This is a genomic window from Bradyrhizobium sp. RD5-C2, from assembly GCF_019972155.1.
Classification (GTDB): Bacteria; Pseudomonadota; Alphaproteobacteria; order Rhizobiales; family Xanthobacteraceae; genus Bradyrhizobium.
In genome coordinates this window covers 321659-332622 of sequence record NZ_BOVL01000021.1, presented here as the reverse complement: position 1 = coordinate 332622, position 10964 = coordinate 321659, and the positions used below count along the sequence as shown (strand labels likewise).

General features: G+C 63.2%; 12 protein-coding genes and 1 pseudogene. 7 read left to right on the top strand and 6 right to left on the bottom strand.

What is annotated here, in order from left to right:
- Positions 1-307 precede the first annotated feature (307 nt).
- On the bottom strand, positions 308-820 hold the full coding sequence (locus tag BraRD5C2_RS28825; RefSeq protein ID WP_223974427.1) for a GcrA family cell cycle regulator: 513 nt from the start codon (positions 818-820) through the stop codon (positions 308-310).
- Positions 821-1315: 495 nt separating this feature from the next.
- Here BraRD5C2_RS28825 and BraRD5C2_RS28820 point away from each other — a divergent pair, with 495 nt between their 5' ends.
- The 3 genes from BraRD5C2_RS28820 (at position 1316) to BraRD5C2_RS28810 (ending at position 4644) form a co-directional block, all read left to right on the top strand.
- On the top strand, positions 1316-2521 hold the full coding sequence (locus BraRD5C2_RS28820) for an aspartate aminotransferase family protein (protein ID WP_223974425.1): 1206 nt from the start codon (positions 1316-1318) through the stop codon (positions 2519-2521).
- Complete coding sequence (gene argF / locus BraRD5C2_RS28815) at positions 2521-3447, top strand: ornithine carbamoyltransferase (protein WP_223974423.1); 927 nt, start codon at positions 2521-2523, stop codon at positions 3445-3447. Before BraRD5C2_RS28820 ends, argF begins: the two co-directional genes overlap by 1 nt.
- A 195-nt stretch (positions 3448-3642) precedes the next feature.
- Positions 3643-4644 carry an Hsp33 family molecular chaperone gene (locus BraRD5C2_RS28810; RefSeq protein ID WP_223974421.1) on the top strand — a complete coding sequence of 334 codons (1002 nt, stop codon included), beginning with the start codon at positions 3643-3645 and terminating at the stop codon, positions 4642-4644.
- 37 nt (positions 4645-4681) lie between these two features.
- Here BraRD5C2_RS28810 and BraRD5C2_RS28805 read toward each other — a convergent pair whose 3' ends face one another.
- From BraRD5C2_RS28805 to BraRD5C2_RS28790, 4 genes are all read right to left on the bottom strand, one after another.
- Positions 4682-4912 (bottom strand): hypothetical protein, encoded by a 231-nt coding sequence (locus BraRD5C2_RS28805; protein ID WP_223974419.1) that lies wholly within the window; start codon positions 4910-4912, stop codon positions 4682-4684.
- A 22-nt stretch (positions 4913-4934) separates the two neighbouring features.
- Entirely contained in the window at positions 4935-5306 is a 372-nt protein-coding gene (locus BraRD5C2_RS28800; RefSeq protein WP_223974417.1) for a signal transduction histidine kinase, read from the bottom strand.
- A gap of 27 nt (positions 5307-5333) precedes the next feature.
- Positions 5334-5828 (bottom strand): hypothetical protein, encoded by a 495-nt coding sequence (locus tag BraRD5C2_RS28795; RefSeq protein ID WP_223974415.1) that lies wholly within the window; start codon positions 5826-5828, stop codon positions 5334-5336.
- A 694-nt stretch (positions 5829-6522) separates the two neighbouring features.
- On the bottom strand, positions 6523-7296 hold the full coding sequence (locus BraRD5C2_RS28790; protein ID WP_223974443.1) for a sensor histidine kinase: 774 nt from the start codon (positions 7294-7296) through the stop codon (positions 6523-6525).
- Positions 7297-7599: 303 nt separating this feature from the next.
- Between BraRD5C2_RS28790 and BraRD5C2_RS28785 the strand changes: the two genes are divergently transcribed.
- The gene (locus tag BraRD5C2_RS28785) at positions 7600-7860 is read left to right on the top strand and encodes a DUF1488 family protein (protein ID WP_223974413.1); all 261 of its coding nucleotides are present in this window, start codon (positions 7600-7602) and stop codon (positions 7858-7860) included.
- A 141-nt stretch (positions 7861-8001) separates the two neighbouring features.
- Here the strand turns inward: BraRD5C2_RS28785 and apaG are convergent, their stop codons facing one another.
- Positions 8002-8400 carry a Co2+/Mg2+ efflux protein ApaG gene (apaG, locus tag BraRD5C2_RS28780; protein WP_092123063.1) on the bottom strand — a complete coding sequence of 133 codons (399 nt, stop codon included), beginning with the start codon at positions 8398-8400 and terminating at the stop codon, positions 8002-8004.
- Positions 8401-8673: 273 nt separating this feature from the next.
- Here apaG and BraRD5C2_RS28775 point away from each other — a divergent pair, with 273 nt between their 5' ends.
- The 3 genes and pseudogenes from BraRD5C2_RS28775 to BraRD5C2_RS28765 form a co-directional block, all read left to right on the top strand.
- Positions 8674-9939, top strand: a complete 1266-nt coding sequence (locus BraRD5C2_RS28775; RefSeq protein ID WP_223974411.1) for an OpgC domain-containing protein — start codon at positions 8674-8676, stop codon at positions 9937-9939.
- On the top strand, positions 9936-10700 hold the full coding sequence (locus BraRD5C2_RS28770; RefSeq protein ID WP_223974409.1) for an SGNH/GDSL hydrolase family protein: 765 nt from the start codon (positions 9936-9938) through the stop codon (positions 10698-10700). The genes BraRD5C2_RS28775 and BraRD5C2_RS28770 overlap by 4 nt, the downstream gene beginning before the upstream one ends.
- A 14-nt stretch (positions 10701-10714) precedes the next feature.
- Positions 10715-10964 (top strand): annotated as a pseudogene (locus BraRD5C2_RS28765) (hypothetical protein); the annotation flags it as partial.

Genomic DNA, 10964 nt, shown 5'->3' with positions numbered 1-10964 from the left:
CCGGCTCACGGCGTCAAGCGCCAAGGACCCAACGGCTTCCCGCCCACCCCATCATGACAGACTTCCAAGACACAGGGACCCATACGCCGCGGCGGGCGCAATCGGCACGCGGCTAGACGGCTTTCTAACAACACCCATTCGTGGTTATGGGTCCCGGCCTTCGCCGGGACGACGCTGGTGATGTGGTGCGTTCTCCGCGTCAAACACCGCCCCGGATTGCGCTTCGCTCCATCCGGGCTACGAGCCACAAAAAAATCCCCGCTTTCGCGGGGATTTGTTTTTGCAGTCCAGGCAGTTTCCCGAGTGCTTACTTGATCTGTGGCTTCGCCGACGGCCGGCGGCGATCGCCGGCCGGCTGATAGGCGACGCGCGAGTGGTGCGCGCAATAGGGCAGGCCGCCGAGCGCCTTGCCGCCGCAGAAGAAGAATTCCGGGCTCGAGGGATCGCCGACCGGCCAATGGCATGTGGCCTCGTTGAGCTCGAGCAGCGACAGCCGCTGGCTCATCGGCACCACGTTGTCGAAGGAGATCGGATCCGGCTCCATCTCGACCTCGAAGGCATGCGCCAGCGCGGTGTTGCCGCGCGAGACCGGGCGCGCCACCCGCATCATGTGCTGGGCGGGGCGGGCCTTGCGCTGCCGCGGCGCAGCCGTGGAGGGAGCCTTGGCGCGGCCGGAGAGGCCGAGCCGATGCACTTTGCCGATCACGGCGTTTCGCGTCACATTGCCAAGTTCCGCCGCGATCTGGCTGGCCGAGAGGCCGGATTCCCAGAGCTTCTTCAGCTGCTCGACGCGATCGTCGGACCATGTCAATACAGTCATCACATTCTTCCTTTCGCATGGCGCCGGCCACTCATCGGAGCGGCGCTGCGAGCCAATCTGGACAAATATCCCTGCGGCCAGAATCCTTTAGCCCTCGCCGGGCACGGTGTTGCGCCCGAACGTTTACGCGAGAACGAAGGCTACTTAGAGGGTCCAGTACTGCCGCACGAGATGTCGTACCCGACAGGCCAAACGCTACAATATGGCGTGACTCTGGCGCAAGAGTCCGCGGCCGTGCGTCCACATGTTCCCACAAAGTTAAGCATTGCTATGAGGCTTTTCCACCGCACCGGAATGCTCCGGATTGCGCTGGTTTCGCATTGCAGGAAGGCCGGCAAAGGCCGGCTCCTGGCGATTGACACTGACCAGCCGCCGCATAGAATGACCCGCACGTGCCGCCCGCAAAGGCGGCCGTTTTGTTTTCCGAAGCTGGCGGTTGCTGCGTTGGCGTCAAGGCGCGCAGCAATTGACGGCTTCAAACCGGCAGTGAACGCCATGACCAACGCCTCGTCGCATCTGCTCCCCGTCTTCGCCCGGGTCGATCTCGGCTTCGAGCGCGGCGAGGGCGCCTGGCTGATCGCAACCAACGGCGACCGCTATCTCGATTTCACCTCGGGTGTCGCGGTGAATGCGCTCGGACATGCGCATCCGCATCTGGTCAAGGCGCTGCAGGAGCAGGCGACCAAGCTCTGGCACATGTCGAACCTGTTCAAGAGCCCGGACGGCGAGGTGCTGGCCGCGCGGCTGTGCGAGCAGAGCTTTGCCGACTTGGTGTTCTTCTGCAATTCCGGCGCGGAAGCGATGGAGGGCGTGATCAAGCTGGTCCGCCACTATCACTTCTCCAAGGGCCATCCCGAGCGCTACCGCATCATCACCTTCGAAGGCGCCTTCCACGGCCGCACGCTGGGCACGCTGGCTGCGACCGGCTCGGCGAAATATCTCGAAGGCTTCGGCCCGCCGATGGATGGCTTCGACCAGGTGCCGCACGGCGACATCGAGGCGGTGAAGAAGGCGATCGGTCCCCACACCGCCGGCATCCTGATCGAGCCGGTGCAGGGCGAGGGCGGCGTGCGCTCGGCGCCGCAGGCGTTCTTCAAGGCGCTGCGCGCGCTGTGCGACGAGCACGGCCTGCTGCTCGCCTTCGACGAGGTGCAGACCGGCATGGGCCGCACCGGCGAGCTGTTCGCCTACAAGCGCACCGGTGTCACGCCGGACGTGATGTCGCTGGCCAAGGCGCTCGGCGGCGGTTTCCCGATCGGCGCGGTGCTGGCGACCGCGCAGGCTGCGGCCGGCATGGCGCCGGGCTCGCACGGCTCGACCTTCGGCGGCAATCCGCTCGCGGTCGCCGCCGCCAATGCCGTGCTCGACGTCATGCTCAAGCCCGGCTTCTTCGAGCACGTGCAGAAGATGTCGCTGCTGCTCAAGCAGAAGCTCGCGTCCGCGGTCGACCGCTATCCCGGCGTGCTGTCGGAGGTGCGCGGCGAGGGCCTGTTGATCGGCGTCAAGGCGGTGGTGCCGTCGGGCGATCTGATCGCTGCGCTGCGCAACGAGAAGCTGCTCACCGTCGGCGCCGGCGACAATGTCGTGCGCTTCCTCGCGCCCCTGATCGTCACCGAGGCCGAGATCGACCAGTCGATCGCCTCGCTCGAGCGCGCCTGCGCGACACTATCGGCAGCACAGCCGAAGAAGGCGGCCGGATAATGAGTAAGCCGGTCCGTCACTTCCTCGATATCAACGAGCTGCCGCTCGGCGAGCTGCGCAACATGCTCACTGCCGGAGCCGCCATGAAGGCGAAGCTGAAGGCGCATGAGAAGGGCAGGAAGCCGCTCGAAGGCAAGACGCTGGCTATGATCTTCGAGCGCCCGTCGACCCGCACAAGGGTGTCGTTCGACGTCGGCATGCGCCAGCTCGGCGGTGAATCCATCATGCTGACCGGCGCCGAGATGCAGCTCGGCCGCGGCGAGACCATCGCCGACACCGCGCGCGTGCTGTCGCGCTATGTCGATGCGATCATGATCCGTATCCTCAACCATGACGCGCTGCTCGAGCTCGCCGCTCACGCCACCGTGCCCGTCATCAACGGCCTGACCCGGCGTTCGCATCCCTGCCAGGTGATGGCCGACCTCATGACCTATGAGGAAAATCGCGGCTCGATCGAGGGCAAGACGGTGGCCTGGACCGGCGACGACAACAACGTGCTGGCCTCCTGGGCGCACGCCGCCGAGCGCTTCAAGTTCAACCTCAACATCGCGACGCCGCCCGAGCTTTCGCCGAAGAAGCCGATGCGGGACTGGATCAAGGCCACCGGCGCGCCGATCATGCTCGGCACCGATCCGGAAGCCGCCGTGCGCGGCGCCGACTGCGTCGTCACCGACACCTGGGTGTCGATGGGCGACAAGGAGGGCGAGCACCGCCACAACGTGCTGAAGCCCTATCAGGTCAATGCCAAGCTGATGTCGCTGGCCAAGCCGGACGCGTTGTTCATGCACTGCCTGCCCGCGCATCGCGGCGAGGAGGTCACCGACGAGGTGATCGACGGGCCGCAATCCGTGGTGTTCGACGAGGCGGAAAACCGCCTGCATGCGCAGAAGGGCATTCTGGCCTGGTGTTTTAACGAAGTCGCATAAGCGTAGGTCGCTAAGGCGTTGTCGTCCCGGCGAAGGCCGGGACCCAGACGCCGCGGCCCGTGAAAGAGGCACAAGGGGAGACGCCTTGTGTCGCGACAAAATCCGGTGGTTATGGGTCCCGGCCTTCGCCGGGACGACGATCTCTCGTTGAGTGAACCCCTTTATTTCATGGTCCGAGACACCAGATAGAGCGCCATGGTTTCACAATCCCCTGACATCAAAATCGAGCCCGAGACGCCCATTCGCGCGCCCTCGGCGGTTCCTGTCGACGATGCCGTGCTGGCCTTCGAGGTCGGTGCGCTGGACCTGCGCGGCCGGCTAACCCGGCTCGGCCCCGCGCTCGACGAGATCCTGCACAAGCACGATTATCCGCCCGCGGTCGGCAAGCTGCTGGGTGAGGCCATCGTGCTGACCACGCTGCTCGGCTCGTCGGTCAAGTTCGAGGGCCGCTTCATTCTGCAGACCCGGACCGAGGGTCCGGTCTCGCTCCTGATCGTCGATTTCCAGGCGCCCGATCGGCTGCGTGCCTATGCGCGCTACGATGTGGCGCGCCTCAAGGACGGGCAGAGCTCGGGTGAGCTGCTCGGCAAGGGCCACCTTGCGATGACCATCGATCAGGGCGCCAACACCAGCCGCTACCAGGGCCTGGTCGCGCTCGACGGCGGTGGCCTGGAAGAGGCGGCCCACGAATATTTCCTGCGCTCCGAGCAGATTCCGACGCGGGTGCGGCTCGCGGTCGGTGAGGAGATGCGCGGCGGCGAAGGCGGCAAGCTGCACTGGCGCGCCGGCGGCATCCTGCTGCAATTCCTGCCCAAGGCCCCCGAACGCGCCAAGCAGGCCGATCTGCATCCCGGCGATGCGCCGGAGGGCACGGCCACGCACAGCGTGCCGGATGACGATGCGTGGGTCGAGGGACAGTCGTTGATCTCAACTGTCGAAGACGTCGAGCTGATCGATCCCGATCTCTCCGGCGAGCGGCTGTTGTACCGCCTGTTCCACGAGCGCGGCGTGCGCGTCTTCAACCCGCAACCGCTGCGCGCGCAGTGCTCCTGCTCGCGCGATGCGGTGTCGTCGATGCTGAAGAGCTTTGCGCCGAACGATCGCGTCGAGATGGTCAAGGACGGCAAGGTCGTCGTCACCTGCGAGTTCTGCTCGTCGGTGTATGAATTCACGCCGCAGGAAGCGGGCGTGGAGTAGGCGGAAAGCCGACCACGAGGCCCGGCAACCAGGCCTGTCAGCTCAGCAAGGTGCGGGTCTGGCTGGCGGCGTCATAGATTTCGATCTGAAGCATCGGATAAGCCGCCTTCAGTTGTCGGCCAGAGGTTTCAGCAGCCTCGGCGCTGTCGAACTCCGACTTGAACTGCTTGTCGACAATGATCACGAAACCTTCGGTAGGAGGCCGGTCGGCGCGCAGCGGCTTCTTCAACTCGGGTTCGTCAATGGAGAGCAGGGATTTCTTCGTCATGGGAATTCCTCCTGGATCGATCTCAACTCAGCCGGTGAAACGCGGGCGGCAGGATCTCGCGCACGAGTCCGCTCAGATTCAAGGTCTCCCCGCTGTCGGTGATGTCCGAGAACAGTACCTCGACATAGGGATGCTGCCGGTTGTACGCAGCACCGCGTTGGTATTTTTCACTGACGATCCGCTCGATCGCCGCCAGGTTCAGCCTGCCGAGCGCGTTGTATTGATCGCGGAACAGGCTCTGATGTCCGCCGCGGTGCTCGACAGACTCGGCCCAGACGTCCATCACCTTGCGGCCGATGAATGCCTCGACCCGTTCATTTCCATCACGGGCGAGAAGCCGCAGCCCGTCCATGCTGTGGTGTCCGTCATCGACGCAAAATTGAGTGAGTGACATGGCGAATCTCCTGTTGTCGTAGTTGGCTCACATCGGCAGTCCATCGGGGACTGCACCTCCTTCATTGTCCCATCGGGACAAAGCCGCGGCGCCCGATCTCGCATCCTGACGCGCCTGCAGAACCTTGTCGCGACCGGCATCATCCTTGTGTTTGTGCAGGAAGCGCGCGATCTGCCCGCGGAGCGCCGACGTCTCCAACAGTTTTCCGACTGATCCGGCAGTGTCGAAGATTTCCCGCTGCAGCGCCTTCGGCAGGACGTTCCATTGCATGATGATGGCCGCGCCGAGACACCGCAGAACGTACTCCTCTTCGGCGGCAAGGGCGGCGCCGCGAGAGCGGTCCTGCTCAGCAACGTTTATTGCGTTGTCGAAATTGTCCGCCAGTCCTTGCTCGTTATCCGCGAGCGAAGCGAGGCGGTCTTGCTGCTCCTGAAACTTGCGGCTTTCGCCCTGACTGCTCGAACGCTTGATCAGTTCGCCGTATGCGGCTGCCTTGGCGCGGTACTGCTGAGACTTGAACATGGCGGGCCCTTTCCTTGGAGGTCTCCGCGCATTCCGACCCATCTCGATGGCTGACGAGGATTGATTTGTATATGGGAAGCAAAGGGTCGAATAACGAGCACCAAGGCCACAAATCGCCGGGCACAAGCAAATCGGATGGCGCGCGAATATCTGTACCGCGACAACGTTCACCGCGGTCGCCTGTTCCTGAAGCGCAGTTGAAAGCAATGTCGAAGCCATCGCTTGGCGAGAGGCGACCGGAGGCCATGCCTCAGTGGCATCGGAAAAATGGCGGCCTCAGTCGGCTCCGTACTGGGGCCGCTTCTCCTCAAGATCGGCAGTTAGCTCGGCGTTCGCAGGCCGGGAGATGTCAGCCAATCATTGATGTGCGAGGCGGTTTCGACCAGCCGCGCCTTGCGAAGCATCGCGTCGCGCTGAAGGCCGGACGGGAATGGCTTCGCAGCATCCCCTATCCTCACGGCCTCCAACGCCGGAAGATCATGCGACGGCGGTTCAGGCTGGCTGTGTTGAGCAATCGGCACATAGCTCTCCTGGTCACTGGCGGGAGCTTGCAGCACTCTCAGTCACCGGTATCGGCCAGATGCGGAGCAGTGATGGCCTCAGTAGATACCCCTTACGTCCGGTAGTCGACTCAATTCGCAATCGAGGGCGATATCCAGACATTGGCGCGAGTTCGGGACGTCGGCTATGCGCTTCACGAAGTAAGAGAAGCCAATGGTACGTCCAATATGTACACGAAACCGGTCGGCTCATAGCTTAGCCGCACGTCGCCGCGCAGCTGCCTGCCGAGCGTTTCGATCAACCGTGTTCCGAAACTGCGCCGTTCCGGAGGGTGGACCGCCGGACCGTTCTTCTCGCTCCATATCAGATGCAAGCGCTGTGTTGGTTGATCCAGCAGCGTCCAACTGATGTCGATCCGCCCCTGTGGGACGGACAGGGCGCCGAACTTCGTGGTGTTCGTGCAGAGCTCGTTGAGCGTCATCGCGATGGCGACGACGGCGCCCGACGTCATGCGAATTCCCGGTCCTGAAATCGAGAATTTCGGCTCATCCGGATTGTTGAAGGCTTCGGTGGCGCCGCGGACGACCGTGCCGAGATCCGCGCTGCTCCATCTTGCCTGCAAAAGGAGATCGTGCGCCCGCCCGAGCGCCAGCAACCGACCCGCGATGGCGTGCTGGGCATGTTCGACCCCTTCCAGGTTGCTCAGGCTCTGGGAGACAATGGCACCGACGGTTGCGATCGTGTTCTTGATGCGGTGGTGCAGCTCCTCGAGGATCACCCTCTGCAGCTTGTCGGCCGCTACGCGCTCCCTGGCGTCTATGCCGGCCGCGGTCAGCAAGCTCTTCGCATCGATCGCGGCCTGCGCGAGCAGAAGCCGAAGGCTGACATTCTCTTCCACCAGGACGTCTTGCTGCGGTGCCAAGCTGCTTGCAGCATGCGGGTCTGTGCGGAGGTCGGCTGGGGACATCATCGACCGTATCATCATAAGCTGGCTCTTCGGTGAATGTTTTCCGCGCAATCGGGCGAATCTGGTCGTATCCAGCGCGAAAAACGCGAACGATTGCCCCGATACGTGCCGAGTGGGCTTGTCATCCGATCGCGGAGTAGCCACCTGATCAGCAGCGCAACTGTATTGTTACAGCATCCCCTTTGCGGAAGCGCGAAGCCTTAGCTGCCAAATCTTGTAGCCGATCGACCGAACGTCACGTCGCTTCAATGTGCGCGTCACGGATCACAACAAGCTGTGGCAACAACCTGATAGGCCTTACCCATGATTGAATTTCCAAACCACAGTCGTTCATACGACCAAACGCGGCGCGCCGTTCGGTTTTGGGGATATGAAAGTGCTATTGAGGCATCGTTCTTCGTCACCGAAGGCGCATTGAAGCGACTTCAATCGGATGCCTACCTCGACGAGCCAGGCCTTCTGCACGCCTTCGATGCCAACCGCGATCGGATATGTGCTGCTGCGGCCAGGGTCTATGTCCGCGGAAGCAGGGGGTCTTACGATCTGGTCGCCGCGAATTTCTGAAATCGGCGGCTTCGATTTGAGTACAATCGTGCCGGGTTCGCCGGTCAGGCCGATCGGAAATCATGGAATTGCTTCCATTTCTCGGAAGTTTCGTGCCCTTCATTCAGCCCGTCCGACCGCGCGGCGGCACCGACGGCACGGCTAATTCAGCACCCTTTTCCCGTCCGGGCTCGGGCTGTCCAGCGAGAAGGTCGGCACGTCGATGTCGAAGCGCTCGCCGGCTTCGGTGACCATCTGGTAGCTGCCGGTCATGAAGCCGGAGGCGGTCGGCAGCGGTACGCCGCTCGTGTATTCGAAGCGCTCCCCGGGCGCGAGCACCGGCTGCTCGCCGACCACGCCCTCGCCACGCACCTCCTGGCGGCGGCCGGTGGCGTCGGTGATGATCCAGTGCCGTGTCCGCAACTGCACCGTTTCCGGGCCCGAATTGACGATCACGATCTTGTACGACCAGAAATATTCGCGCCGGTCGATCGACGAGCGCTCCGGCATGAAGTTCGGCTCGACGGTGACTTCGATCTGGCGGGTAACGGCACGGTACATACGGCTCAATCCGATGATCTCGGCGCAAAATCCGCTTTCGGCCGGATCACGCGCAAACAGGCGCCCATCATAGCCAATTGGTCAGCCGGAACCAATCGCTGGGCGGGCCGTGAAAAGCCGGTCCCGGAGGCTGCCTGTTCATCGTGGTTTCAACATAGTTCCGCTCTAAAGCGCGGCCGCATGTCGCCGCACTCTGTGCTTTGTCGGCAAGTTGTGGACCGATATTATCTTTTCAGCTGGCATGCGGGGCGTCCGCGGCCGACACGGTGCTTGATGAGCTCGATTGCCGATCCCATAGCCGGTTCGCCGGCGGCCGACGCCAAAGCCGAGGCAAAGGCCGATGCCGAGGTGAAGGCGAAAGCTGCGGCGCCCGCGATCACGCTGCCGGTGACCGGCGAGCGCGAGCTCAGGCTCGATCTGTTCCGCGGGCTCGCGCTGTGGCTGATCTTCATCGATCACCTGCCGACCAATCTTCTGACCTGGCTCACGATCCGCAACTACGGCTTCTCCGACGCCACCGAGATCTTCATCTTCATCTCCGGCTACACCGCGGCCTTCGTCTATGGCCGCGCGATGCTGGAGGGCGGCTTCGTGATCGCGACCGCGCGCATCCTGCGCCGGGTCTGGCAGATCTATGTCGCGCATGTCTTCCTGTTCACGATCTTCCTCGCCGAGATCTCCTATGTCGCGACCTCGTTCGAGAACCCGCTCTACACCGAAGAAATGGGGATCATGGACTTCCTCAAGCAGCCCGACGTCACCATCGTACAGGCGCTGCTGCTGCGCTTCCGCCCCGTTAACATGGACGTGCTGCCGCTCTATATCGTGCTGATGCTGTTCCTGCCGCTGATCCTGTGGCTGATGAAGTGGAAGCCCGATGTCACGCTCGGCCTGTCGGTCCTGCTCTACGCGCTGACCTGGCAGTTCGATCTTTATCTGTCGGCCTATCCGAACGGCTTCTGGGCGTTCAACCCGTTCGCCTGGCAATTGCTGTTCGTGTTCGGCGCCTGGTGCGCGCTCGGCGGCGCGCGGCGGATGTCGCGCATCCTGTCGTCGAACATCACGATGTGGATCTGCATCGCCTATCTCGTCGCCGCGTTCTTCGTGACGCTGACCTGGTACGTGCCGCAGCTCGGCCACATCATGCCGAAGGTGATCGAGCAATGGATGTATCCGATCAACAAGACCGACCTGGACGTGTTGCGGTTCGCGCATTTCCTGGCGCTCGCCGCGCTCACCGTGCGCTTCCTGCCGCGGGACTGGCCGGGCCTGAAATCGCCCTGGCTGCGACCTTTGATCCTGTGTGGCCAGCATTCGCTTGAGATATTCTGTCTCGGGGTCTTCCTCGCCTTCGCCGGTCACTTCGTGCTTGCCGAAGTGTCTGGCGGTGCCGCACTGCACGCCTTGATCAGCGTCTTCGGCATCCTCATCATGTGCGGCATGGCGTGGATTATTTCGTGGTACAAGCACTCCGCCGACAAAGGCGCCTCGAAAAAAGGTGCCGCCGGCAACGCCGATCTGGCGGGAGGGGGAGCATGAAGTCCGCGCGGACGATGCTGGGCCTGATGCTGCTGGCCGCCTGTTGGGCGGCCGCGCCCGCGCGCGCCGGCGACGCCGCCGAGCCGGCTCCGCCGTGCGATGTGCCGGCCTATCTGCTGGCAAGCGAGAGTTCGCTGCCGAAGGTCACCGACGCGGTGAAGGCCAACAAGCCGCTCAACGTGCTGGTGGTGGGCAGCCGCTCCTCGACCATCCCCGGCAACGAGGCGAGCGCCTATCCGGCCACGCTGCAGGCGGCGCTGAAGGAGGCATTTCCGGCAGCGACCATCGATTTATCCGTAGAATTACAGGCAAAGAGCACCGCCGAGGAGACCGCGGGAACCCTTGTTAAGCTTGTTGAAGCAAAAAAGCCTACTTTGGTTATCTGGCAGACCGGGACGGTCGATGCTATGCGAGCAGTCGATCCTGACGATTTCCGCACCGCCATCAACGACGGCGTTGTTGCGTTGCGGGGCGCCGGGACCGACGTGGTGCTGGTCAATCTGCAATACAGCCCGCGTACGGAAACGATGATCTCTGCGCCGCCATATCTCGACAATATCAAGGTGGTGGCGCAGCAGCACGACGTTCCGCTGTTCGACCGGTTCGCGATTATGAAGCAGTGGAGCGACGCCGGATATTTTGACCTGTTCAGCACCTCGCACGGTGTCGATCTGGCCAAGAAGGTTCATGCCTGTCTCGGCCGCGCACTGGCGAAATTCGTGATCGATGCGGCCCATCTGGGCCCGGTGCAGCAGAATTAGAGGAAGCCGAGTTGATGCGTTTTGCCTTCCCTTTTCGCCCTATCTCAGGGCGGAGTCTGTGCGCCGTTGCGGCGCTCGTGCTGCTCGCACCGCTCTCAATCGTGCCGTTGTGCGCGCAGACCGGCCAGGCCGACCAGCATGCGGCGTTGTCGCCGGGAGCAAAGACTGAAGCCGCCAGGGGCGACGCTGCGAAGCCCGCCGCGATCGAAGCCGACGCGGCCAATCCGCAACCGGGCGTCGCCGCCAAGGCGTTCGACAAGGTGA

Excerpts from the sequence above, each read along its gene's own strand:
- BraRD5C2_RS28820 (WP_223974425.1), top strand. The coding sequence starts at position 1,316 with ATGACCAACGCCTCGTCGCATCTGCTCCCCGTCTTCGCCCGGGTCGAT.
- argF (WP_223974423.1), top strand. The coding sequence starts at position 2,521 with ATGAGTAAGCCGGTCCGTCACTTCCTCGATATCAACGAGCTGCCGCTC.
- BraRD5C2_RS28775 (WP_223974411.1), top strand. The coding sequence starts at position 8,674 with ATGAGCTCGATTGCCGATCCCATAGCCGGTTCGCCGGCGGCCGACGCC.
- BraRD5C2_RS28790 (WP_223974443.1), bottom strand. The coding sequence starts at position 7,296 with ATGTCCCCAGCCGACCTCCGCACAGACCCGCATGCTGCAAGCAGCTTG.
- BraRD5C2_RS28795 (WP_223974415.1), bottom strand. The coding sequence starts at position 5,828 with ATGTTCAAGTCTCAGCAGTACCGCGCCAAGGCAGCCGCATACGGCGAA.
- BraRD5C2_RS28770 (WP_223974409.1), top strand. The coding sequence starts at position 9,936 with ATGAAGTCCGCGCGGACGATGCTGGGCCTGATGCTGCTGGCCGCCTGT.
- apaG (WP_092123063.1), bottom strand. The coding sequence starts at position 8,400 with ATGTACCGTGCCGTTACCCGCCAGATCGAAGTCACCGTCGAGCCGAAC.
- BraRD5C2_RS28810 (WP_223974421.1), top strand. The coding sequence starts at position 3,643 with ATGGTTTCACAATCCCCTGACATCAAAATCGAGCCCGAGACGCCCATT.
- BraRD5C2_RS28800 (WP_223974417.1), bottom strand. The coding sequence starts at position 5,306 with ATGTCACTCACTCAATTTTGCGTCGATGACGGACACCACAGCATGGAC.
- BraRD5C2_RS28825 (WP_223974427.1), bottom strand. The coding sequence starts at position 820 with ATGACTGTATTGACATGGTCCGACGATCGCGTCGAGCAGCTGAAGAAG.
- BraRD5C2_RS28805 (WP_223974419.1), bottom strand. The coding sequence starts at position 4,912 with ATGACGAAGAAATCCCTGCTCTCCATTGACGAACCCGAGTTGAAGAAG.
- BraRD5C2_RS28785 (WP_223974413.1), top strand. The coding sequence starts at position 7,600 with ATGATTGAATTTCCAAACCACAGTCGTTCATACGACCAAACGCGGCGC.